Origin of the sequence: Yersinia sp. Marseille-Q3913 (assembly GCF_963892745.1) — a bacterium.
In the GTDB taxonomy this organism is placed as follows: Bacteria; Pseudomonadota; Gammaproteobacteria; order Enterobacterales; family Enterobacteriaceae; genus Yersinia; species Yersinia bercovieri.
The window spans coordinates 109,552-135,513 of record NZ_CAWQAF010000011.1; the positions used below are offsets into that span (position 1 = coordinate 109,552).

A 25,962-nucleotide genomic window follows, 5' to 3' on the forward strand; every position below is an offset into this window, starting at 1 on the left:
GCGGTCGGGATTCTTTTCTAAATTTAACGGTTTTTATCTTCTTCGTAGTCCTGCAAATATTTTTCCAGAGGGTATGCGGTTCCAAACACATGAAGTTCGCCGCTATCCTTATCAATAATAAATGGAGCATTACCAGCTAATTGAGTTGAAAAATCTCCAGTTTCAAGAAACGCCTTTGATTCAAAACAAAAGAACCATCCTTCAGAAAAACGCCCTTGAAGAGTAATGACAACTGGGTTTTCAGTATCCTCTAGATACGCATTAGCTTTTTCTACCGCCTCAGTAAAACTAATCATTAATTCGTTCTCAATAGTTGGAATGACTTGAACTGGCTAAGATCTGCTGTTTTTCCGGTCTGACCATCAAGGAATCTGACTGTCCCATTTTGGTTAACAACATTAAATACATGACCTGGCTGACCGGGTCCGTATGATCCATAGACAATGCCTCTTGACCCTGACCCAGCATTATTCATCTGTTGAGTAATACTGTCAGGCGTAGAGACATATTTGAACTTAGAACCATATTGCTGCTCCAGAACTGTTAGCGGCACACCTTTAGTGGAATTTATAGGTAATGCTGAAGCGGGATTTCCAGATAAAGTAGCATCAGTTGCAATAGAGCAGTTTACGCAGTTATGGGCACGTCCTGCCTCTGGGTAACCAGGGTTAACATTTCTTATTGTCCCTGCGGATTCACCTGCTGCGCCAGTTCCCTTCATCCCGTACACCGCACCACCAATCGCTGCGGCTGTATGGACACCAGCCATCCCGGCATACAACGTTGAAGCTGTCTCGATGCTGACACCCCAGTTACTGGCTATGGTCTGGATGTCCTTCTCTTTCTGGACTTGAGCGTCTGCTGTTGCATACTGCCACATCAGAGCATCAACTTTGTCCGCACCTTCTTTGTAAACACTGGCCATCGTACCAATATATTGACCATCAAGCTGGGCATCGTAGCTTTTGCCCATCGCTGCCAGTTCCTGCCGCATTCCCTGACAGGCTGCTGAAGACAGCCCCTGACAGGCTGAGTTCAGTGCCGCATCAAACGCTTTATCCTTTTCATCCAGATTCGCTATCAGCTGTTCGGCCTGCGCTTTTTTATCACCTTCCAGATACGGCAGTGACCACTTCGCATCCTGACGTTTTTTCTCGTCAGTTCCACTCAGCGCATTATTCTCCACCACCGTTTTACCGGTCTGCGCCCCTGCTACTGTATCCGCTGTACTATCACCAATCAATCCACCCGCCAGTCCTGCCGCCAAGGTTGCCAGTGCCGAGACCGTTTGTTTTTCCGTTTCGCTCAGTTCGCTAACCGGCTTACCATAGGCATTTATTGCAATCATGCCTATCAATTCACCGGTCACCGCTCCACCCGCCCCAACCAGAGCATTATTACCCTGAGCCGCTGCCAGCGCTGCATTGACCGCTGCGTGTGCCAGTGTGCGCGATACCGGATCACCCGGCAGGGTGTCGGCGATCAGTTTGGTGATATACGGCGCAGCACCCGCCGCCATATTGCCGCCAGACAGCCCCTGTACCGCGGCCGTCGCAGCCTGTAAGGCGCGTTGTACCGGGCCTCCTGTTCCGAATCCGGAGTCATTCAGCGCCTGATTGTATGCCGTGTCATACGCCTGTTTCCGGATGGCATCTGCCGTTACCGGCTTGCCTTCTTTCTCCAGTTTGGCTTTCGCCGCCGCCTGTGCATCCGGGTCGTTCTGTTGCTTTTTCGCCGCCTTGGTCGCCACTATCGCGCCCTGCGTGCGCGCAATATCCATGGCCTGACCGCCAATCTCGCCGATAAGCTGTGCTTCCTTCAGCCGGTTCTGCTCCTTCTCCTTATCAAATATAGGGCCGATGCTGCCATTGGCGTTGTCGGTATCCCGGCTCAGGTCATCAACACTCTGCTGCTGTTTATCGGTGTCACGGACTGTAAGTGTGCCCTCACTCACCGCCGCCTGAGTCGTGCCCTCGGCATGACCGTCATTGCCCAGCCCAGACAGCACGACGCCGCCCAGATTGCTCAGCAGGTCAGACCCCACCGGGCCGCCTGAACTCAGGCTGCCACCCTGATGCTCCGCCTTGAAATCCGCTTTATTCTCGATATCACTGAAGCCCAGCGTGCCGGTATCCAGACTGTTTTTGCTCTTGTCTGCGGTGCTGGCAATCACCGCGCCATCAAGCTGGGTATGCTCGCCGACGGTGATATCAAAGCCACCAGAGCCTGCAAATATCCCGGTCTGCTCCTGCACCGAGTCATAATTGCTGTGCAGTTTGTCGCGACTCATGCTCAGGTTAGCTGAGCCTCCGCCACCCACCACAGCGACACTGACGCCGCCGCTGATACTGGTCTGCTTCGAGTCATAGTTGTCACTGTCCTGCTGGCTTTGCAGCAGCAGGTCGCGGCCGACATCCACTTTGACGGTTTCACCGCTCGCCTGCGCGCCAATCAGCGCCGTATCACGACCACTGTGCAGTGACAGCGTGCCGCCACTGTCGAGCTGGGTTTCACTCCAGAAGGTGCCGTCGCCGTGCTCTTTTCCCTGCCCCTTGTTGGCGTTGGCAAAGATGCTTAGGCCACCACCGGAGCTGCCGAACCCCAGACTGACGCCAATGTTGCCGCCGCTGCTGCTGTTGCTGTTGCTGCCGTCGGTTTTCTGGGTATTGGCGGCGCCAAGTAGCAGCAAATCGCGTGCCGCATCTAAGGTAGTATCGCCACCGGCTTTAAGCTGACTGCCCGCAATCAGGAGGTCGCCGCTGTTCGCCGCGCCACCCTTTCCGGTCGCATTGATGGTCAGGTTATTGCCCGCCGTCACTGTCGAGCCGCTGACACTGGTCTGTTCCTGATGTTGCTGCGAGGCCGATTTTTGTGAGCCTAGCGAAATACTGACACCCACCATGCTGGCGGCATCACCCCCTTGCGCCTGCACCAGTTGGCCTGCCTGCACCGCCTGTACCCCCGATAGCACCGCTTTGGTGCCCTGCAAGGCAGCCAGTCGCCCGTCGGTCTCTTTGCTGGCCTGCTGCGCGGTGGTCACCGCACTGTTGACAGCACTGCCGACCGGACCTGACAGAGCCACCGTTAATCCGCTCTGTTTGCTCTCGGTGGTGTGCTGTTGCGACAGACTGTTCTCTGCGGCGGTGATCGCCACATCCGCGCCTTTCAGGGCGATGTCTTTGCCCGCGATCACCTCGCTGCCGTGGAGGGTTAACTGATCGCCGGCCTCAAGACTGACACTCCCCCCCAGACTGCCCACCGTGCTGCCGACATTTGTCAGGGTTTGTGTCTGGTCGGTGGTTTTCTGACGATTGCTGCCGACCATGACAGCAATGCCGCCGGTGCTCATCAGGCCCGACTTTTTCTGCTCATACAGGTGTAATTCGCTCTCGCGCTGCTGCGCAGTGCTGATGGTGAGGTTCTCTTTCGCCCGCAGGTTAACATCGTTATCGGCCACCACATTACTGCCGATGACCGCGATATTTTTGCCGCTGATATCCATGGAGCCTGCCGACAACATTGAGCCGACCGCCAGTGTCTGGCTCAGGTTATCTTCGGTGTGCGTAGTAGTGGTCGACGCCAGACCTTTTTTCTTGCCGGTATGTATGCGCTGCTCATCATGCTGTTCAGTCTGGGTGGTGATAACAACATCGCCACCTGCTGCCAGCTTCAGCGCGCCGTCAGTTTGCACCGTGCTGGCGCTGAGGCTGATATCTTGCGCTGTCTTGAGATTGATATCGCCCCTGGCGTTCAACTGGCTGCCGAGCAGGGTTTCATCATAGAGATCCACTGAGTCGCTATGGCGGTTAGTGGAGGCTTTGCCCGTGACCTGTAAGCTGTCGGTTGCCGCGCTGAGGTTAATGTTCTGCGCCTGCACATCCATAGTGCCAGCATTGATGTTGGCCCCCACGGCGGTCAGATTATCAACCTTGGCGGTCAGTGCACCACCAACATTCACCTCGCTACCCAAATGGCGAATATGATCGCTGGTGGCATGGCCATAACCATAATCCGCACTTATCTGGTCACTGCGCGTGACGGTGTTGAGGATCCAGTCGCCGCCGGTATTGACCTGAAGATCCTTGCCGACATTGATGCCCGCACCCTGTAAAATAAAGTCACGATCACTGTTGATCACCGCATTATTGGTGACATTGATACTCGCCAGCGGCCCGAGGATGGTTTGATTGCGCAGCACTGCGCCATTACCGCTGCTGAGTTGTTCACTGTCGGTGCGCAGTATCAGATAGCGGCCGCTATCCAGTTGCAGGTTGGTTGCATTTAGCCGCGCCCCCGTCAGGTCAATATCACTGTTCAGTGTACTGAGCAGCATATTGCCACCCGCCTGAAGCAAGCCACCACGGTTATTGAGCGTGATATCTTTCGCCATGCTGATTTGCAGGTTATTGGTGGCTTTGATGGCACCCTGATTGGTTAACCCCTGCATATCAGTCAATTCGATATTATTAGCGGCAATCAACGCGCCGTTGGCCTGCAGGTCACCCGGTTTCACGCCCGCCAGATAGACCACCGGCACCAGCACGGTTTGCCCGGCCACTTCGCGGGTCTCCATCAGCACGATATTGCTGGTTAATGCCGCCATCTGCTCAGCACTGAGGTGAGTGCCGAGGGCAAGATTGAACGCCTTGCTGTACTGGACGCCGGCGGCAAATAGCTGCTCAAACTGCGCCTGCGCATCACTGTAGCCACCGGCGACGGTTTGCCCGGTCAACGCCAGCACCTGATCGCGCACCAGACGCTGCTCATAAATATTGTCCCCCAGACGTTTGTGGATCACTGAAGGGTCGTTATTCAGCTGCTGGAGCACGTAGTCCGAGCCGCGCCAGTTATTCAAATTGGCAAACGCAGGGTTGGTTTCGACCAGATAGCTGCTACTTACCGCACGAGTAGGCACTGCAAGGCCGCTTCTGTTGAGGTCGTCTGGCTGATTGGCATCCAAACTCTGCCCTGTCGAGTCGAGAGAGGTGGGGTGATTAATATGGTCAAAAGAGAGTGCCCCTTCGGGGCTTGCGGCGTACTGGCCCTTATCCGTATTGAGCTGAAATAACCCGCCACTGGGGAGTGTCAGGGAGATGCCGTTAAACTCGACGGCGATGTTTTTCCCCGTGCTATTGCGATCACTGGGCGGTGCAATTGAACCGAGGTTAACCCCATTGTTGATAGTGGTGCCACTACCGCTAATGGTTTTAGCGGTGATACTTGATGCATATTGGGTGGTTTCGTGCTCCCTCACCTCAGACCCCCAGCCAGTCCCCCACAAATTGCCTTTGTAGGTACGGTAGCGCCACTCACCTGTGGACGTTGTTCTTTCGATCAGCCGTTGTGCACTCCCCCAACCATCTTGTTGCAAGGTGACACCCGAGAGGTCAATCTCGCCTTGAGCACTCACTTTACTCCAGTAGTTTTGCAAGGTGCCAACCTGCGGGGTAAAGCTTCCACCGGATAACAGTTGCGCTTCCGGGCTGATTTTGTCGATGCTGTTATAGGCGGAAGTCGACGTATAATTGGTGCCGATATAATCACTGTTCATCGAGCCGCCATGGGGTGGCTCAGCATAGCGTCCCCCCGGAATATCGGGATTAGCCGCCGTCCAGTAGGCTGACCCACTCACCGTGTTGCCAGCTACAAATTGAGTATTGGCAGTTAAAATATGGCGGCGGTTGGTCAGTGTATTGGCGTAAACCAGTAGATCTTTGCCGGATTCAATCAGACCGGAAATGTTGAGGATCTGAGCCGCACGCGGGTAGTTACCACCACTATCTTGCCCGCCCGCCATGATAACCTTGCCCATCCCTAAAATGGTGGTGGTCGGGGTAGTGTCTGTGTTGGTGACGGTATCACTATTTTCAATCACCGGTGCCAGTAAGGCTAAGGTGCCGTTTTCATCGGTGGCACCGATCAGGGCGTTAGGGCCGGAGTTGGTGATGCGCTCCCGTGCCTTGAGTGTGGCTTCTGCACCAATAATTGTGCCGCTGTTGAATAGGGTGTTGGCGTCAGTATTGAGCTTACCTCTGGTCAATATCTCCCCGTGGTTGATTAACGCGCCGGAGGTGCGAAGGTCAGCTTCTATCGCCCGAATACTGCCGTTGTTCAGTAAGCTGCTTGAGTCGGTGCTGAGATTTCGACCCGCCAACAGTTGCCCCTCGTTGGTTAAGGCTCCACTGGTGGTAAAGGTTAAGTCACGCCCTGCCTGTAGCGTAGATCCTGCCAGATTGCTGAAGTCACTCTGTAATCCGATCGTCAGATCCTGATTGGCTGTTATCTTGCCTGCGCTGCCATCAAATCGCCCCAGAGCCAAACTGATGTTATTCGCCGCAAGCACCCCGCCCTGGTTATTGAGGGTTTGTCCTGCGCTCGCGCCAGCACTGATGGTGAGTGAGCCAAGGGAGATAATATTGGCGCGTTGCGTGCTGATATCACCACTGCTGGCAGTGATCTTCATCTCGTGAGCTTGTGTCTGACTGCCAGTCAGATCAACCCGACTCCCTGCCAGGGTCATCGCCTCTGCGGCAATGGTTTGCCCTTGCGCGATTAACTCCTGACGGGTGATCGCCACCAGTGAGCCGGCATCAGTCAGTCGACCATCACTCTGTACACCCGCTGCCAATAGACTGCCGCTGTCGCTATTTAGGCGCTCCGCCTGTATCGCAACATTGCCTCTGGCGAGGAGAGTACCGCCACGGTTATCCAGATAACCCGGTAGCTTCAGGTTGAAATCTATTATCCCGGTTTGGGCTATCACACCGCCGAGGTTGGAGAGTGCTTGCGCGGTGAACGTGATCTGCTCGGCGATCACATTGGCGTTATCCGTCCGCAGAAGTGACGTGGTATTGGCAGACAGATGCATCGCCGCTTTAACCACAGCCTCAGCTAATGTGATATCCCCGGATTTGGCGGTGAGGGTGATAGCGTTGGCTTGAGTCTGGCTGCCAGTTAAATCAATCTGGCTACCCGATAGCGCCAACTCCCCTGCGGCGATATTTTTCCCTTGAGCCACTAATCCCTGTTGGCTATGGAGGGTTAAATTCCCCTTGTTAACCCGGCTGCCATCGGTTTTCAGCCCCGCCCCTATCAGGGACCCACTGTTACTAAGTAAGTCGTTAGCATACAGTTGCAGATCTCCCAGCGCCGCAATTGACCCACTGTTGCGCACATTGCCATCCGCCTGCCACTGTAGCGCCCCCTGACTATAAATCGAGCCAGTGTTGGCAGCATGACCCTGGGTGATTAACTCACTGTTCCCTGCCCCTAAGATATTACCGCTGTTATCCAGATTGCCGCGGACTGACAACTGCATCCGGTCACCAGCACTGTAGAGACTGCCGCTGTTGTTGAGGTCACTTTGAGTCGATAACAGCATATCCCCGCGAGTTTGTATCACGCCGTGGTTAACCAGATTGCCCACCGTGGTGAAGGTCAGCTGTTGTTCGGTATACATCTCACCGCGGTTCTCTGCAGCTCCGTTTACGGTAAATTGCCCAATTCCGGTGGCATAAATAGCACCACTGTTAAACAGGCTATCGGTGCTCAATGATAAGTTCCGGCCTGCCAGTAAGGCGCTGTTATGATCAACATTCGAATTACTGATGCTGAGTGCCGAGAGCTGCATATCCCGCCCGGCTTCCAGCTTATACTGGTTAATCAGTGCACCACTGGTGTTAAAAACCAGATCACGCCCCGCGGTTAAACGCGCGCCAGCCTGGTGAGTAAAATCACTTTGCAGCTGTATCCACATGTCGGTCGCAGCCGCTATCTCCCCTTTGCTGTTATCCAACTTTGCCAGGTTGAGCTGGATATTATCGGCATGTAATTTACCGCCGCGATTATCCAGATAACCGGGGAGATTAAGGTTGAAGTCACCGCTGCCTTTTTGGACTATTTGCCCCCCCACATTGGAGAGAGAACCGGCGGTGAAATTGATTTGGTCGGCGGTCAAATTGGCCTTATCAGTGCGCAGGGTTTGCCCGGTAGCAGCGGATAGTCGGTTAGCGGCTATCACTGTCGCCCCCGTTAACTCAATATCATCTTCCGTGGCCGTGAGCTGCATATCCTTGGCTTGCGCTAAGCCATCGCTAAGATCAATCCGGCTTCCGGCTAAGGTCATGCTGCCTACTGCTACTGTTTTCCCTTGCGCAATCAACTCATTGCGCGTGACAACATCCAGATCGCCACGCTGGGTGAGTTTGCCATCTCGCTCTACACCCGCCCCCAATAGACTGGCGCGGTTGCTGGTCAAGCGCTCGGCTTGCAGCGAGAGTTTGCCCGCAGAGATTAGGGTGCCATCCCGGTTATCCAGATAGCCCGGCAGATTCAGGCTGAAATCTGTGGTGCCGGTTTGGGCTATTACGCCGCCAACATTGGAGAGTGCCTGGGCGCCGAGGGTGATTTGATCGGCAATCAGGCGGGCATTATCTGTGCGTAGCAGAGAAGCGGTCGAGGCAGACAGGCGCTGACTGGCGGATAATTTGGCTCCGCTGAGATCAATTGGCCCGCCTTGCGCGCTGAGTGTGAGATCACGGCTCTCAGTTTGGCTGCCGCTCAGATCAATGCTGTGTGCGTTAAGTACCTGCGCCGTGCCGCTCACATTTTTCCCCTGCGCGGTAAGCTTACCGCTGGCGTCGATACGCAAGGTGCCGCTGGTAATGGCGCTGTTGTCGGACTTGACGCCCGCACCGAGGACAGAGTCGCGGCTGCTGTTCACCTCTGCCGCGCGCAGTGAGGTGTCACCCGCTGCTGCGATAGTGCCGCTGTTACTGAGCTTACCGGCGGTGGTGAGCTGGGTATTGCCCTGCGCATAGAGCACCCCCGAGTTCTCTATGCCCGCAGCGGTATTTACCGCCAGTTGTTGAGTACTCTTGATCTGGCCGCTATTGACCAGCATACCGTCGGCGGTGATGGCGATATCGCCGGCTGAAGCGCCTATCTCGCCCGCATTGCGCACGCCAACACCGCTTTCAGTGCCAATCAGGCGAATTTTACCGGCATACATGCCACCCAGGTTCGCCACATCCACCGCCACGGTCGGCTGCAAGCTGCCATCGGCGGCTTTGGCGTTAATATTTTGGTGCGCGGCGTCAACCTGATTGCGCCCGGCGGTGACTTTCAGATCACTGGCCCAGATGCCCGCATTGACTTTGACCGAGCGGGCGATCAGGTCGGTGTGATCCTGACGGCTGCTGTCCAGACCTTTGCCCTGAATGATAATTTCACCGCGATCCACATCGTAGCCCGTCAGTTGGCCGTTATTGAGCTGCGCCTGACCGGTGGTTAAGGTGGCGCGGTTGGCGTTGATAAAACCGCAGCCCTCACAGGTAATGCCTGCCGGGTTGGCGATAACCACCTGCGCTTTGCGCCCGGCCACTTCGATATAGCCATTGAGCTTGCTGGGGTCACGGCTGTTGACTTCATTGAGGATAATACTGGCCTCACCTCGTGCCAGCGACGGGTTGCCATTGATAAAACCGCCGAGTTGGGTCTGGTTAACCCCCTGGCCGTTATTGAGGATCACGCCGCGATTATCGACATCAAACTGGCTGTAAACGTTGCGCGACACCCCGCCGCTGCTCGGTGCCTGAATATTGACCTGTGGGGTGCCGTTGGCGCTGCTGATAATGGTCGGCTGTTGATTACCCGGCGCACTGCCGTCGGCAACAATATTGGCCTGAGCGGATAACGAGACACAGCCCAGTGCCAGCAGCAGGCTAAAACTCAGCCGCGATAAAGCAGTGACACGGCGGTGCTGAGTATGGCCAACACCTGACGAGGGCGACGAGGCGGCCCGACCGGACGCGGCGCTATCCGCCACCACCATCAACAGCCCACGCGCCTTGTTGAACACGATACGATACAGGTTCTTATTCATAACTCATCCCAGAGTAAAGCGTTAATCGGGCGCATCAGTATTGCCAGTTCAAGTTAAAGCCGACGGTCACCGAATCGGTTTTGAAGCCATCGGGTTTAGAGAAGGGGCGGCCAGCAAACAGGTCATAGCGGGTATTCAGTACACTGCCGCGCACCCCGACCACACCCCCCGCCAGATGGTGGCCCAGCAGATAAGGGTCACTGCGACCGCCGACCTCGCCGTAATCGACCCCGAAATAGAGTTCATGCCCCGGCAGTGGCGTGTACCAGCCGAGATCATTGCGCACCGTCCAGCCGCGATCGGCGTTTAGTGTGCGTTCACCATCAAAACCGCGTACTGACCAGCGGCCACCAATGGCGAACTGATCCTGTGGTGTCAGCGGTGTACTGCTGCTTTGCCGCTGGTATTGCAGGTTGTAATGGAAGTTCTGTTTTTGGATGGTAAAAGGAATATCCAGCTGCGCATTCAGCCGCAGGATTTTGCTCAGGGCAGTGGCGTCGCCGACATACTCTTCCTGCGCGGGCATGGCACCGAACCAGCGGGTGCCGCGCTGATAACTGACACCCGCGTCCAGTGTGGCCTGCGAGATAAAGTGGCGATGTTCCAGCCCGACACGCCAGGCCGAGGTGCGGCGGCGCTGCACTTCTACTTCGGTATCATTGAGATAGTTTTTCGACGCGCGGGTCAGCACATCGTAGGTAAAAGTGGTTTTCTGGCTGGCATTGCGGTGCAACAGGCGGCTGAGTTGCAGCGTCACATTTTCACTTTCGCCACTGTAGTGGTAGTCGCCATTGAGGCCCGCCACTGTGTGGTGATAGTCATAACTGCTGGCGGTCATGCCGACGGTCCAGTAACCGAACGGCAGCGAATAATGCCCGGTCAGGTTATTGGTGCCTTTTTCACCACGGCTTTTGATTGAGCCACCGGCTGAGAGATAAAACAGGTCACTTAGAGAGAGCGGGTTATCGAGATACAGGGTTGCGCCGCCTTGATAGCGGCCGGTGCTGCGGGTGCCGGAGTCATCCAGTGAGGCCGCCAGCCGCCACATTTTGCTCTGCTGCCAGCTCAGGGCGATATCGGTTTCGCCGGGGGCATCACCCGGGATCAACTCCATGCTGGCCTGCACTGTCGGCACGCGCTGGAGATTCTCCAGCCCCTGCTCAATATCGCGTAGATCCAACAGGTTACCGGGCCGGGCGGGGAAGGCGCTGAACAGCGTGACATGGCGGTTGCTGTCGGGTGTCAGCGCCACATGGCGTATTTTGCCGGGCACCACTTGTAGCACCAGTGTGCCGCTGTTCAAATCCTGCTGCGGGGCCAGCACACGGCTGGTGACATAGCCGTGATCGATCAGGCGGTTTTGCAACTGGCTCATCAGCAGATTAATGCCCTGCCCCCCCAGACACTGCCCTTGCGCCTGACTGGCGAGCCGTTGCAGTGGCAACCAGCGAGGTAGTGGTTCTGCGCCACTGATTTTTACGCGATCAATAACAAAGCAGGGTTTCTCTGCGGGGAAGGAAATACGACCCAGAGAGGGCGCAGGTGCCGATAAGCGCACATCCGGTGTCGGCGGGATTAGGCGCTCCTCCAATGCCCGTTGCCGTTCCTGTTGGTGAATACTTTGTTGGACTGGCGCTAATTCCGCACCATGACTGGTGTAGGGAATAGCACTCACCAACAATAGAACGCTGGTTATTAATATAGAATTGCAGATGCGAGGCACAAGGAATTCCTTTCCCAAATATATATAGAAGGTAAAATATAAAATTATTTTCGAGAATTATGCCTACAAAAACATCATTTACAATTAATTTTTATCGTCAATAGAAAATATTGAGATCTTCCCCCTCAATAATGAAAAATATCCCTGAAAAAATCAAGCAACAATAAACATATTGATTTATAACAATAAAATATCATTTGATTTAAAAAACCTAGTAATACAAATGAGTAAGTTAATCAGTTAAAAAATAAAAAATGCCTGCATAAATAATTATATTTTTGAATATTTACTGCATCATTAAAGAGCTTAATGAATGTTATGGAGTGCAGCCACCTGAATGATAACCATATTAATATAGTGAAATTCAATAACAAAAAACAGAGTCAGGATGGATTGATTAAGACAGTATCCTATTAATTTAATACTTTCAGATTGAAAATAATCACACCAGAAAATACTTATAATTTAGCTAAGAACAATATTAAATATACTTTAGTTTTGATACAGCTTTATGATGTAGTTCCATTCTCTTTTAAGCGCCGCCTGTATGCAGATCTAATTTGATATTAATGCGTGCTTTGGGTATCTCATTTTGAAAGCTTGGAGAGGTGTATTTTACCCGCACTTATGGCAATATACGTTCCATGTATGTTTCGTATAGGCATTTTATGGGTATCGTAAAAATCTCCGATTTGATGCATGAGAACCTGCGTATCGCCAGCAATGCAATGAGTCGCTCAATCAATTCGCAGGCTGAGCACTGGCTCAAGATGGGTATGCTGGCTGAGCTTTATCCCCAATTGACTCATCATGAGCTTGCCCGGGCACTGGTTCAGGCAGAATTACAAGGGGGAGCTGACATTACCAGAATGATTCAAAATGAAGCTCCTTTGAATAAAGAAGAGGAAGCACAATGACAGCAGTAAAAATCCACTCAGCCGCTGAGATTGAAATGGCCCGCGCCGCCGGCCACGCAGCGGCTAAGGTATTGGAAATAATCACCCCTTATGTTCTCGCGGGCGTTACGACGGATGAAATTGATCGGTTGTGCCACGATTACATTATTAATGAGCTGAAGGTTACTCCCGCCAACATTGGTTATCACGGTTATGCTCATACTGTTTGCACCTCCGTCAATCATGTGGTCTGTCACGGTATCCCATCAGATAAAAAACTCAAGAATGGCGATATTGTGAATATTGACGTGGCCATTATTAAAGATGGTTGGTATGGCGATACCAGCAGAATGTATTTTGTCGGTGAGCCATCGGTCAGGGCCAAACGTCTGGCTGATATCACCTATTTATCCATGGTCGAAGGTATTAAAGTTGTGCGCCCAGGGGCGACACTCGGCGATATTGGGGCTGCCATTCAGCATGTTGCTGAGGGCGCGGGCTTTTCTGTCGTCAGGGAGTATTGTGGTCACGGCGTGGGCCAGGAATATCATACGGCACCGCAGGTGCTGCACTATGGGATTGCAGGGACTGGCATGATCCTCAAACCGGGCATGATTTTTACCATTGAACCGATGATTAATGCCGGTAAAGCCGCAACCAGCGTACTCTCTGATGGCTGGACCGTGGTCACCAAAGACCGCTCTCTGTCGGCACAATGGGAGCACACTATTGCCGTTACCGAGTCCGGATATGACTTGCTAACGCCGTGGCCGGAAGGCACCGGAGAGTACGCCGCAATATAACGCGATGCTTGTTTGTAGCGGATCTATTTGTCACAAATAGATCAAAAAGGCTTAAGTAGAGAATACTCAAGCCTTCAGACCGTTGACAAAGTTGATTAGCGGGGAAATGGGTCGTAACGGCGTAAGCCGTCGGAGCGCCCATCGGTGCAGTCGCCCCGCCAGTCACCGAGCTATAAATGAGGTTATTAATGACTCAACGGTAATACACCGCAATATGCTGATCTTGCACTTTTTCTATGCTGACTTTTATATCGAAAATCTCCTCCAGAATATCAGGTTTCATCATCTCTTCAGGCGCGCCCCGATATATTACCTCACCGTTTTTCATGGCGATCATATGGTCAGAGTAAGCTGAGGCGAAATTGATATCATGGATAACCAGTATGATGGTTTTGTGCAGCTCATCGGCAGCACGCCGCAATTGTTTCATCATCGCCACGCAATGCTTCATATCAAGATTATTTAATGGCTCATCCAGCAAGATATATTTTGTATCCTGGCAAAGTACCATGGCGACATATGCCCGTTGCCGCTGGCCACCGGAAAGCTCGTCAAGGTAGCGATCTTTTAGCGCCATTAGATTGAGGAACTCCATAGCGGCATCAATATGCTGGCGGTCACTCTCGTTAAGTCGCCCTTTCGAATAGGGATAGCGGCCAAACCCAACTAAATCTGATACTGTCAGGCGGCTGGTGAAGTGATTCTCCTGGCGCAAAACGGAAAGAATGGTTGCGAGCTTATCTCCGGACGTTTTCGCTACATCCAGCCCATTAAACAGTACGCGCCCCAGATCTGGCGTCAGCAAACGACTCATGATCGACAATAACGTAGACTTACCGGCACCATTTGGCCCAATGATTGAGGTAACTCCACCAGAAGGGATGCTCTCATTGATATTATTGAGCACCGCGGTGTCCTGGTATTTTTTATTAATGTCATTAATTTCAATCACACTGGAGCCTTTTTTATTAAAAGATAAATAAATAGCGCGCCACCAATAAACTCAATCACCACCGACAGTGTTCCCGACATGTTCAGTAGGCGTTCGAGGATCAATTGGCCGCCGACCAAGGTAATGGTCCCCAGCAGAAATACGCCCGGTAGCAAATATTGATGCCGGAATGATCCCATAATGGGATAAGCCAGATTAGCAATCAGCAAGCCTAAAAATGTCAGCGGCCCAACAAGTGCCGTCGAGATAGCCACCAATAACGAGACCAAGAGGAGGATCGCGGTTATTTTTTTCTGATAGGCGACACCCAAATTAATCGCGGTATTTCTGCCAAGGGCGATAATATCGAGGCAATAGCGCATTCGCCAAACGATTATACCCACCATCACAATTATCCCAGTGGACAGAGCAATAATTTCCGGGGCAGCTCGCGTAAAAGTAGCGAACAGCCTCCCCTGCAAGATGGAAAATTCCCCCGGCGAGAGCAGACGCTGCATCAAGTTAGATAAACTGCGAAATAAGGTGCCGCACACCAATCCCACCAGCAGCACTTTGTGCAGATTGATCCCCACTCCGCTCAGTAACCAGCGGTAAAGAAATACCGAGAACAGCAGGAGCAATGCAGATTCGCAGAGAAACTTACCGGTGACACCCAATACTTTGAAACCATTGGCATCGATAAAGAATATCAACATTGTCTGAATGAGGATAAATAGCGCCTCAAGCCCCATCACGGACGGCGTTAAGATTCGATTATTGGTAACAGTTTGGAATAATACGGTGGCAATACCTGCGGCAAATGCCACCAACAGCATAGTGACTAAAATAAGGCCGCGGTGAACCAAAACATACTGAATATTGCCCTTAAGATTAATCGTCATGAAGATGATAATAGCGGCAAGGGCAATCAGGCTCAGTAGCACTAATCTTTTTGCAGGTATGCTTAGCGCCCGGTTATTTGCCTGAAGCTGGCTCTCTTTTGCAGAATACTCACTAGCCTGCATGGCGTTTCGTCCCAACAATTAATAACAGAAAAACCAGTGCGCCAATGGCCCCTAAAATAACGCTGGCAGGTATTTCAAATGGGTAGCTGACTAACCGACCGATAATGTCGCATAAAACCACCAGCCCACCGCCACACAGCGCCACCCAAGGTATGGTTCGGCGTAGATTGTCCCCCATCGCCATACTGACAATATTGGGTACAATCAAACCGAGGAAAGGAAGCACACCAATGACCACCACCACCACACCGCTGATGATGGCAATAATGGACATCCCGACCATCATAACGCTTTGATAATTCAGGCCAACATTAACCGAGAAGTCCCGCCCCATTCCGGCAACGGTAAAGCGATCCGCGATCAGGCAGGCAATTAACGTCAGCGCGCCCACAATCCATAGCAGCTCATAACGGCCCTGCAACACACCAGAGAAATCACCGGATTCCCAGCTACCTAGCGATTGCAAGAGATCAAACTCCATCGCCAAAAAGGTGGTCACTGCACTAAATACTGCCCCCAGCATAATGCCGGTTAGCGGCACCATAAGTGCCGATTTCATCCTCATTCGTGCCAGTAGCAGCATAAACAGCGCAGTGCCGCCCATTGCAAATACCGTGGCGACCAGCATTTTGACTATCACTGGCGCTGATGGGCTGAAAACCATCACCAACAACAAGCCAAGGCTGGCCGACTGGGTGGTTCCCGCAATGGAAGGCTCGACAAAACGATTTTGTGTCAACATCTGCATAATCAGACCGGCAACACTCATCGCACTACCCGCCAGAACCAATGCCAGTGTTCGCGGCACTCGGCTGAGTAGAAAGATGTCGCGCATATCCGAGTCTGACCAGACATCCGCCAAGGTGACATGCCCGGCACCGATGAACAAACTGCACATCATCAGGCCCAGTAAGATAACCAGGCCGGCGATAAAACCAAGATTTTTCATCAGTAATGATTACTGTGTTGGCGCTTGTTTATCCAGCACTGAGGCAATTTTATCCATCAGTTGCATATAGCTCTGCACACCGCCCGCAATATAGAGTGAGGCAGAATCAAGATAGACAACCTGGTTGTTTTGCCATGCTTTGGTTTTATTAATCAGCGGGTTATCGAGCACTTGCTGTGCAGATTGCCCTTCAGCCCGACCAATCGCATTGTCGCGATCCAGCACAAACAGCCATTCAGGATTGGCATTAAGAATGAATTCCGAGGTCACCACATTCCCATGACTGCCTGTTTCTGTGAAGGTGACCGCAGGTTTGAATCCCAGCTCATCAAAGACAAAACCAAAACGGGAACCGGGGGTGTAGGCAGACATTTTTCCGCCGCTGACCATCACCACCATAGCTGAACCTGCATTAGCCGATTTTTGCTTGACCTCATCTATCTGGGCGGTGAATTTGCCCAGTAGCGCCTTCGCCGCTTCCTCTTTGCCAAATATTGAGGCCAGTTGTTCAGTGCGCTGAGTCAGGCTCTGGGTAAAGTGCTGGGGATCAATATCAAGTGCGATAGTGGGCGCGATGGCGCTCAGTTTGTCATAGGCGTCTTGCGCGCGACCACCCGCAATGATCAGGTCAGGTTTTTCCTGGCTAAGTGCTTCATAGTTGGGTTCAAAGAGTGTACCGGCGTTCAAATACTCGGGGCCACTGTACTTGGATAAAAATGCGGGCAGATGGGTGCTGGTCTGCGGAACACCGGCCACTTTAATGTTCAGAGCATCGGCGGTATCCAATACCGATGGGTTCAATATGATGACTTTTTGCGGGTTTAGCGGAACCTGAGTGGTCCCTTGAGCATGTTCAATGCTGATTTTTGCTGATGCTTCTGGAGCCGCAGATGAGTCATCACAACCAGTCATCGCAACAGTGGCTGCCAGTAATGATGAAAATAGAGCCAGACGTAATCGCATTTTCTCTCCTGAAAAGTAGGTATGTAAAGATCCTTGAGTGCTAACGCTAATGATTTGCATTACTAATGTCGGGATAATACCTATCTCTGCCAGTGATTAACAGGTTAAAAACCCACTTTAATCTGGCTGCTACAGCTATCCCGTGCAAATCCTGCTCAGTTACATGACAGTTTTGTGAACAATCTCTAAAGATTTAATAATTAGATTGACCTATCTACGCGGGTAGATACACTAAAAAGGAAGGTAAAGATTAATGTTTGCTAATGTTTTTCATCCAGCATCTTTTAGCCCGCTTATCTCAGTGGCTGAGTGCCGGGCGAATAAACAAACATTAATACGTGAACATGATGCTTCAACACCAGGGGAACCTTTTTAATGACTTCACTAAATAGCTCAGCGGCAGACAATGCTCCATCAGAGAGCATGGCTGCGGAAGAGCGTCTGGCTACGCCCGAAGGTCGCAAAGACTTTTGGCGCGCAACCTTTTCATGCTGGCTCGGCACCGCCATGGAGTATGCAGATTTCGCACTCTATGGTTTAGCTGCTGGCATAATATTTGGTGATGTCTTCTTCCCTGAAGCAACACCGGCGATCGCCTTGTTATCCAGCTTTGCCACCTACTCTGTCGGCTTTATTGCTCGCCCCATTGGCGCGCTGTTGTTCGGCAGACTAGGTGACCGCAAGGGCCGGAAAGTAGTGATGATTACCACCATTACCTTGATGGGGGCATCCACCACCCTCATTGGTTTAATCCCCAGTTATGCCTCTATTGGCCTATGGGCACCTGCCACCCTGGCCTTTTTACGCTTTATGCAAGGATTGGGGGCCGGCGCTGAACTCTCTGGCGGTGCAGTGATGTTGGGGGAGTATGCCCCAGCCAAAAGACGCGGTTTGGTCTCCTCAATTATTGCATTAGGCTCTAACAGCGGCACCTTATTGGCAGCGCTAGTTTGGTTGTTAGTGTTGCAGATGGACAAACAGAGCTTGCTTGATTGGGGTTGGCGTATTCCGTTCCTCTCCAGCATCTTAATCGCCGGTGCCGCGCTGTTTATTCGCCGTCATATGCGTGAAAGCCCAGTATTTGAGCGCCAAAAATTGGTGCTGGAACAGCAGCGCCAACAAGCACTAGCACTGGGGCGTGAGCACGTGGCAGAAGTGGATAACCGCAGCTTCTGGCAGCGCAGTAAATCCTTCTGGATCATGGTGGGCTTGCGTATCGGCGAGAACGGCCCCTCTTATTTGGCTCAGGGCTTTATGATTGGTTATGTCGCCAAAGTGCTGATGGTTGATAAATCGGTGCCGACCATGGCGGTGTTTATCGCCTCCTGCCTCGGCTTCCTGATCATCCCATTGGCGGGTTATCTGTCGGATCGTTTTGGTCGCCGTATCACCTATCGCTGGTTCTGCCTGTTATTGATTATCTATGCGTTCCCGGCGTTTATGCTGTTGGAAACCCGCGAGCCAATTATCGTGATGGGAACTATCATTGTGGGTATGGGCCTGGCATCACTGGGTATCTTCGGTGTGCAAGCAGCGTGGGGTGTTGAGTTGTTTGGCGTGACTAACCGTTACACCAAGATGGCAGTGGCTAAAGAGTTAGGCTCCATTTTGTCCGGCGGCACTGCCCCACTGATGGCCGCAGCCATGTTGACCTTCACCGGTCACTGGTGGCCAATCGCCCTGTACTTTGCTGTTATGGCAGGGATCGGCTTTGTCACCACCTTCTTTGCCCCTGAGACGCGCGGACGTGACCTCAATCTGCCAGAAGACGCGATTTAATACCGAGGCCCATGGATGGGCCGAGTAACAAATGTAGCCAACACACATGCGGCTTGAAGTATGCGATTTAATACAGAAATTACCTGCCTTTCACGGTAAAGTGAGTTTACCACCCGCTTTACTGGGGATCCCCCCTTGGATAGCCCCTTCAGGGATGTTTGGCATCTGTTTGCAGATTAAGTAGGTAACTTTGGTCAACCGTATTACACGTTCTGATGTGGCCCGCGAAGCAGGCACCTCTGTGGCAGTGGTGAGTTATGTCATTAATAACGGGCCGCGCCCGGTAGCTGAACTCACCAAACAGCGTGTGCTGGATGCCATCGAAAAAACCGGTTACCGCCCCAATGGAATTGCCAGAGCATTGGCGTCCGGCACCACAAAAACCTATGGTCTGGTGGTCCCCAATATCTCCAACCCTTTTATCTCCTCAATGGCTCATGCCCTGCAACGTGAAGCCTTTGCCAATGGGCAAGTGTTGTTGCTGGGCGATGCCGGTGACTCTCGTCAGCGTGAATTCGAACTCATTAATAACCTGCTGCTTCGTCAGGTTGATGGTTTGCTGTATACCAGTGTCGACCGCCATCCCTATATCGAATTGATTCAGTCCACTGGCACGCCCTTTGTGATGCTCGATAGAGTCGACCCTGCGCAGCAAGTCTGCGCCATTCGGGTGGATGAACGTGCAGCGGCGTTTCAGGCGACCCAACATCTGATTGAGCATGGTTATCGTGAAATCGCCATTATTTGCGGTCCGCTGGATATGCTTAATACTCAAGATAGGGTCAATGGTTGGCGCGATGCCTTGCTACAGGCCGGATTGCCCGTGCGCAATGAGTGGATTTTCGCCACCACCTATACCCGCCCCGGTGGTTATCAGGCGGCACAGCAAATGCTAAAAGGGCCGCTGCCACAAGCCCTGTTTGCCACCAATGAATTACAGGCGTTTGGCTGTCTGCGGGCCATGGCTGAACACCATCTGACCGCACCTAAGGATCTGGCGCTTATCTGTTTTAACGGCACCATCGAATCTGAATATAACGTGCCGTCATTGACGACAGTACGCCAACCGGTGGATGCGATGGCGAAAACCGCTATCGACATGCTGAAAAACTGGACCGGCACGCCGGCTATTCGCGAATTCAATTTTTCGCTACAACTCGGCGAATCCTGCGGCTGCTCCAGAAGTAAAAGAGATTAGTTTCCAACATAAAAAAGATAAAAAATATGCGTTTAATTATTGATTGTGACCCAGGAAATGGCGTACCCGGCGCCAATGTCGATGATGGTTTAGCACTAGCACTCGCCATCGCGGCTCCGGAAATAACCTTAGAATTAATCACCATCGTGGCGGGCAACACCCCAAGTGATGTGGGATTCTCTGTTGCCCATGATTTAGTCAACCGTCTGGGATTGAGTATCCCCATTATTCGAGGGGCCTCGCAGGCGCTGGTTGAACCCCCCGCGCCATGGCGCGACAAACTGGATAATGGCGCAACCAAAAGTGGATTAACCGCACTTTGGCAGCAAACAGCGCGCCCGCCAGTTGTGGCACCAAATGCACCGCTGGCGGCCCATGCCATAGGTGAATTAATTTGTAATAACCCCGGTGAGATAACCTTGGTGGCTATCGGCCCGTTGACCAATATCGCCCACGCGATGCAGCTCTATCCGCAACTGGCCTCATCGGTCGCCGAAATTGCGATCATGGGCGGGGTCTTTAATGTCGATGGTTACCTGAAAGATACCAATTTTGGTCTCGATCCAGAAGCGGCCCATGTGGTACTGACCAGTGGCGCGAATATCACCCTCGCGCCTTTGGATGTCACCACCCAGACCCAACTGCTGCATCAGGATTTGGATAAAATCGCGCAAATTGAGTCGCCGCTCAGCCGCTATCTGGTGGAGACCATCCGCCCCTGGATCAGCTACTCAATGCAGACCCGTCAGTTGCCGGGCTGTTGGGTGCATGATGCACTGGTGGTCGCCTGGTTGCTGGATAAAAGCATCGTCACCACCAGCAGCGACTACCTTGATGTGGCGCTGGAGGGGGCATTGACCCGTGGCATGACCTTGCGTTTCAGCCCAGAGAGTTTGCGGCTGGATGTTGGCGTTCCGGCCCCCAAAGGCAAACCGGTCACGATATTGCAAACTGTTGATAATAAAAAACTCTTGGCGACGCTTTATCACGCCCTAAGTTGTTATCATTAGTCTGGTTGAGCACCTGTTCGGCAGGTATCAGCTATTATAGCTATCCATCTTGGGGCTTTTCTACTGTCGGGAGGCCCCAGCTTAAATAGGATCTGACTTAAATCAGTGTAAGGCTGCGGTCTTACCACAACTGAGATTAACTATGCTGACACTGCTTCACCTGCTCTCTTCCGTCGCCCTGCTGGTTTGGGGAACACACATCGTCCGTACCGGCATCATGCGGGTTTATGGCGCTGATTTGCGTCGAATTCTGAGTGCCAGTATCCAGAAAAAACCGACCGCATTCATTGCAGGGATTGGGGTGACGGCACTGGTGCAAAGCAGCAATGCCACGGCGCTGCTGGTGATCTCTTTTGTCTCGCAGGGGTTGATCTCATTGTCGCCCGCACTGGTTATCATGTTAGGTGCCGATGTCGGCACCGCGCTGATGGCACGGGTGCTGACTTTCGATCTCTCCTGGTTATCGCCGCTGCTGATCTTAATCGGGGTGATTACCTTCCTCGGCCAGCGCAAAAGCCGTATTGGGCAGATGGGCCGCGTGGGGATTGGCCTTGGGCTGATTATTCTGGCGCTGCAACTGATTGTCACCTCCGCCGGCCCGATTACACAGGCCACCGCCGTGCAGGCCATTTTCTCCTCCCTGACCGGCGATACCATTTTGGCGCTATTGATCGGCGCACTGTTCGCCATGATCAGTTATTCCAGCCTGGCCGCCGTACTGCTAACTGCCACACTGGCCGCCACCGGCTTAGTGCCACTGAATATCGCCCTGTGCATTGTGATCGGCTCAAATCTGGGCAGCGGTTTACTGGCACTGATCAGCAGCCGTGGGCAGAATGCTATCTCCCGACAAGTGGTGTTAGGGAGCTTATTATTTAAAGTGATCGGCTGTGTTTTGGTGCTGCCATGGGTCAATACCTTAGCGCAGTGGTTGCTCGGTCAGAACCTCCCTGCCGCCGAGGTGGTCATCTACTTCCACGTGTTCTATAACCTGCTGCGCTGTTTACTGATGCTGCCATTGGTGGAAGTGATGACCCGCATCTGTAGCCGATTAGTTAAAGATGACCCCAATAGCGCGCTGCCCTCAGCCCCGCGCTATCTTGATATTACCGCCATCGACACGCCATCACTGGCGCTCGCTAATGCGGTGCGGGAAACTCTGCGCATGGGTGATGTATTGGAGCAGATGCTCTTTCGCTTTAAAGAGGTGCTTGAGGGCAACAAGCAGCAAAAACATGAAGTGGGTTTGCTGGAAGATGAAGTGGACATGCTGTATAGCGCGATTAAGCTCTATCTGGCGCAAATTCAGCAAGATGAATTGGGTGAGATTGATTCACGCCGCTGGGCAGAAATTATTGATACCGCCGTCAACCTGCAACAGGCTGGCGATATTATTGGCCGCATGACCGCCGATGTCGCCGCCAAATCCCTCAATGCCCAGAAGCCATTTTCCGCAGAGGGCTTTGAGGAGCTAAATACCCTGCATACTCGACTGGTGGCGAATCTGGATTTGGGCATGTCGGTATTTTTATCGCGTGATATCAATAACGCCAAGCGCCTGCGCCGTGCCAAGCACCGTTTCCGCCTGCTGAACCGCCGCTACTCCCACTCTCACGTTGAACGTCTGCATCAGCAAAACGTCCAGAGCATTGAAACCAGCAGCCTGCATATGGGGCTGCTAGGGGATATGAAGCGCTTAAACTCACTATTTTGCTCGACGGCCTACCATGTGCTGGAAGTGCAGGAAGAGTCTTTGGATTAAGCCGATCCTGACCATAAAAAACGGCACATACCGAATGATATGTGCCGTTGATGATGTCACTGATTTCAGTTAGAAATTATATTTAACCCCTAACGTGATACTGCTGTCGCTGTAGCCATTGTTGCCCACTTGCTGGCCCACATTGCCCCACAGATTCAGCTTGTTATTGATCTGGCCCTCAACTCCCAGTTTCAGTTCAGCCACATTGGCGGCACCCGTTTGTTTCACGGTCATGCCATCAAGAGTGGTGCCGAAATCTTTGGTGTTATGGATCCAATTGGCTTCAACATAAGGCTTAAATGCTGGCGTATTGGCTTTATCGGCGGTCGGTATTGGGCTGATGAATGCCTTCACACCCAGACGCGTTTGGATATTGTTATTCCCTTCTCCGGTCACCACAGTTCCATTGGTTTCAGTATGAGGGTCCGCTTTCACCCCCATCCAAACCACTTGGGCTTTTGGCTGAATAAAGTAATTTTGGTTAGCGCTCTGGCCCACGTTGAAGGCATAGCCGCTCTCAATCGACGCGGTGAACCCTTTCGAGTCATAATTCTCGCTCGCTAAACCTTCGCCACTCACCTGATTATTAAACCAGCTGTACTGCAACCAAGAATCGACATAAGCACCGCTCTGCTCTTGCCCTTCAGCAAACCAAGTGCCGTACATGCCGACACTGTAGCCATCTACCGAGCCAGTGGAGCGGTAACCCGTCCCCTGTGCGACCGTCGAACTGCTGCTGTTGGCATAACCCGTCATCACCCCGACGCGCCACAGATCTTGTGTGTTGCGGCTCCATTGCGCCACATCACCACCCAGCTGCATCACATACCGGTTATCCTGCGTTTTCAGCTCACCGCTGTCATCACGGGAGCGGTTATGGCTACCCTCATTGCGTAACCACAAAGTGGTACTCTTCTGCTCACCGGTCAAGATATCGGTATAGAGTGTCTCACCAGAGCGATCCGATAAGCTGCTGACAAACAGGGTGTTCGCTGCCGCCAGGTTCGCTGTATAGCTTGCGGGTTCAGGGCGGCGCTCATCCGCTTGCGTGCGCAGATACCAGTCGCCATCTGCTGGTGAACTGATGCCACCTTGATACAGGAAGTACTCATAAGCACCCGCCACAGCCCGGCCATTCAGGGTAAACTGCCCGGCAGAATCGCCGCCGACATCGATGATTTTGATGCCCTCAGAGGTCCTCGCACCATTACCACCAATATTGTTCACCGTGACAAAACTCTGCCCAGCGGTATTGCCGGTAATCACCAATCGATCCGTGATAGATGAATCACCCGCCAAAATGGTGTTGAAGACCACAGTGCCATTGTCGCCAGTATAATTACCATCAATAGTGAAGGTCCCGAAATCGCCGCCTGTTAATGCATTTGGCATAATCAGGTTGCCACGGTTCTCCACATTCCCTGTCACCTGGCCGTATCCACCTAATGAGCCGGTATTAGTAATCAGCACATCACTGACCAGATTGGCGACATTCGACGCCAGTGTGACCGCCAGTGAACGGGTTAATGGTGACTCATTCAGCGTCAGGGTCGAGGTGGCTGCTGAGCTGCCCAGTTGCAGCAAGCCGTCTTCAATTGTCGTCAAGCTGGCACTGACAGTACCACTGTCAATTTTAACCGTGCCGCTACCACGTTTAACCAAAGTACCGCTACCGCTGATGCTATTGGTTAAATCCCAAATTGACGCCGTATCCAAGATCAACTCACCGCTGTTTGCGATGCTGCTGCTCCCCAGATTTTCTGCACTATTGGCGGTCAACACCGTCCCTGCATCTGTGGTGAATAAGCCCGAGTAACCACTATTGTCTGCGGCCAGTTGGACATTGGCACTGTTAGTCAACTGCACATTGCCGCTACCGGCCAACGAGTTCAGCAGCATCCCGCTGGTATTATCCAGATTAAGCAGGCCGTTATTGTTGATGGCCCCAGAGCCTAGCCCCTGAACCTGATACAGATGTGCTGTCGCGCCACTGGCAATATCTGTGCTGCTAGTAAAGCCGCTATTACCTTGAGTGATACTCAGTAAACCGCCAATGAGATCCAGCTCACCACTGCCTGTCAGCGCGCCGTCAACCTGGCCCCCATTAGTGACGGTTAACTTGCCGCTATTGAAGTCCAGTGCGCTGCCAATTTCGGTTGCCAACTGGCCCACCGTCTGCTGAGTCCCGTTGAGATCGACATTGGTCGCCGTACTCATCGCCAGCAGAGAGGTTTGCCCCAGTGCTGAATCCGCTTCCATACGGACACTGCCTGAACGTACCCATGTTGCGCCGGTATAGCTGTTGGTTGAATTCGATAGTGACGCAATGCTGCCGTCATTAGCGGAGACAAAGGCCAGATCGCCACTGCCTGTCACCTGAGCGGAGAGATCGTTAGCCTGCGTGCCATTGTTCCCTAAGGTTGCGGTCAATATCAGTGCATCAGCCCCCACAGCCTGTAGTTCCAACGCCTTCAACCCATAATTGACGTACAGCCCATCAAAACCGGTCCCGGTGGTCAGGCCGTAATTAAACGAGCCCATTGCCGCGGGTGAGAGTGCGCTAGGGTTAGAGAGAGATTGGTAAACGGTCGCACTTAACGGGTCACCAAACTCATCGGATAAAGTCAGCTCATGCCCGGTTCCGTTTGCACTGCCGGTCGCCAGAGTCACGATGATCTCCCCTTCATCCAGTTGCATCACCGACAAACCGCCAAGATCTGGCGTGACATTCGCCGGTAAATTAACCCGAACATTACCGCCACCCGTGGTGTTGATGCTATTCGCCGCGATAGTCCCTAACGAGCTGATTATCCCTGAGTTATCCACCAGGTTATTAAACAGCAGTGTACCGCCACTCATCGCCAGCCCACCAATGTTCTGTGTGCCATCAGCCACTGAAGCCAAACTGCCGCTGGATAATTTCAGCGTGGAATTCGTCAAGGCCGATGTATTCAAACCATCAATATTGAAGGTGGTATTTTGCAGATTCACAATGCCGCTAAACGCGCCGCCCACTGCAGAGCCAAAATCAAACGCCGTG

General features: G+C 52.6%; 14 protein-coding genes. 6 read left to right on the plus strand and 8 right to left on the minus strand.

Annotated elements, in window-relative coordinates:
* Positions 1 to 23: 23 nt before the first annotated feature.
* From AACW11_RS05595 to AACW11_RS05605, 3 genes are read right to left on the minus strand one after another with little or no spacing between them, the layout of a single operon-like run.
* Entirely contained in the window at positions 24 to 296 is a 273-nt protein-coding gene (locus AACW11_RS05595; protein ID WP_212583984.1) for a YrhB domain-containing protein, read from the minus strand.
* Positions 296 to 9,883, minus strand: coding sequence for a hemagglutinin repeat-containing protein (locus tag AACW11_RS05600; RefSeq protein WP_212583985.1), 9,588 nt, complete (start codon positions 9,881 to 9,883; stop codon positions 296 to 298). The genes AACW11_RS05595 and AACW11_RS05600 overlap by 1 nt, the downstream gene beginning before the upstream one ends.
* Positions 9,884 to 9,917: 34 nt before the next feature.
* Positions 9,918 to 11,606, minus strand: coding sequence for a ShlB/FhaC/HecB family hemolysin secretion/activation protein (locus AACW11_RS05605; protein ID WP_445285803.1), 1,689 nt, complete (start codon positions 11,604 to 11,606; stop codon positions 9,918 to 9,920).
* 668 nt (positions 11,607 to 12,274) lie between these two features.
* Between AACW11_RS05605 and AACW11_RS05610 the strand changes: the two genes are divergently transcribed.
* Together AACW11_RS05610 and map are read left to right on the plus strand one after the other, a co-directional pair.
* Complete coding sequence (locus AACW11_RS05610; RefSeq protein ID WP_212583987.1) at positions 12,275 to 12,523, plus strand: ParD-like family protein; 249 nt, start codon at positions 12,275 to 12,277, stop codon at positions 12,521 to 12,523.
* Positions 12,520 to 13,305 (plus strand): type I methionyl aminopeptidase, encoded by a 786-nt coding sequence (map, locus tag AACW11_RS05615; RefSeq protein ID WP_212583989.1) that lies wholly within the window; start codon positions 12,520 to 12,522, stop codon positions 13,303 to 13,305. Before AACW11_RS05610 ends, map begins: the two co-directional genes overlap by 4 nt.
* Before the next feature lie 193 nt (positions 13,306 to 13,498).
* On the opposite strand, the gene AACW11_RS05620 is transcribed toward map, so the two are convergent.
* Genes AACW11_RS05620 through AACW11_RS05635 form a run of 4 tightly spaced genes read right to left on the minus strand, consistent with a single transcriptional unit; the run spans position 13,499 to position 17,173 of the window.
* Positions 13,499 to 14,257, minus strand: coding sequence for an iron ABC transporter ATP-binding protein (locus AACW11_RS05620; protein WP_212583990.1), 759 nt, complete (start codon positions 14,255 to 14,257; stop codon positions 13,499 to 13,501).
* Positions 14,254 to 15,261 (minus strand): iron chelate uptake ABC transporter family permease subunit, encoded by a 1,008-nt coding sequence (locus tag AACW11_RS05625; protein ID WP_212583991.1) that lies wholly within the window; start codon positions 15,259 to 15,261, stop codon positions 14,254 to 14,256. Before AACW11_RS05625 ends, AACW11_RS05620 begins: the two co-directional genes overlap by 4 nt.
* Complete coding sequence (locus AACW11_RS05630) at positions 15,251 to 16,210, minus strand: ABC transporter permease (RefSeq protein WP_212583993.1); 960 nt, start codon at positions 16,208 to 16,210, stop codon at positions 15,251 to 15,253. Before AACW11_RS05630 ends, AACW11_RS05625 begins: the two co-directional genes overlap by 11 nt.
* A gap of 9 nt (positions 16,211 to 16,219) precedes the next feature.
* Positions 16,220 to 17,173 (minus strand): siderophore ABC transporter substrate-binding protein, encoded by a 954-nt coding sequence (locus AACW11_RS05635; protein WP_212583995.1) that lies wholly within the window; start codon positions 17,171 to 17,173, stop codon positions 16,220 to 16,222.
* A gap of 375 nt (positions 17,174 to 17,548) precedes the next feature.
* Here AACW11_RS05635 and AACW11_RS05640 point away from each other — a divergent pair, with 375 nt between their 5' ends.
* The 4 genes from AACW11_RS05640 (at position 17,549) to AACW11_RS05655 (ending at position 22,922) form a co-directional block, all read left to right on the plus strand.
* Positions 17,549 to 18,952, plus strand: a complete 1,404-nt coding sequence (locus AACW11_RS05640) for an MFS transporter (protein WP_212583996.1) — start codon at positions 17,549 to 17,551, stop codon at positions 18,950 to 18,952.
* Positions 18,953 to 19,142: 190 nt separating this feature from the next.
* On the plus strand, positions 19,143 to 20,150 hold the full coding sequence (locus AACW11_RS05645) for a LacI family DNA-binding transcriptional regulator (RefSeq protein WP_212583997.1): 1,008 nt from the start codon (positions 19,143 to 19,145) through the stop codon (positions 20,148 to 20,150).
* 26 nt (positions 20,151 to 20,176) lie between these two features.
* The gene (locus AACW11_RS05650; protein ID WP_212583998.1) at positions 20,177 to 21,160 is read left to right on the plus strand and encodes a nucleoside hydrolase; all 984 of its coding nucleotides are present in this window, start codon (positions 20,177 to 20,179) and stop codon (positions 21,158 to 21,160) included.
* Between the two features lie 142 nt (positions 21,161 to 21,302).
* On the plus strand, positions 21,303 to 22,922 hold the full coding sequence (locus AACW11_RS05655; protein ID WP_212583999.1) for a Na/Pi cotransporter family protein: 1,620 nt from the start codon (positions 21,303 to 21,305) through the stop codon (positions 22,920 to 22,922).
* A 69-nt stretch (positions 22,923 to 22,991) separates the two neighbouring features.
* On the opposite strand, the gene AACW11_RS05660 is transcribed toward AACW11_RS05655, so the two are convergent.
* On the minus strand, positions 22,992 to 25,962 hold a 2,971-nt coding region (locus AACW11_RS05660; RefSeq protein ID WP_249192681.1), incomplete at its 5' end, for an autotransporter outer membrane beta-barrel domain-containing protein.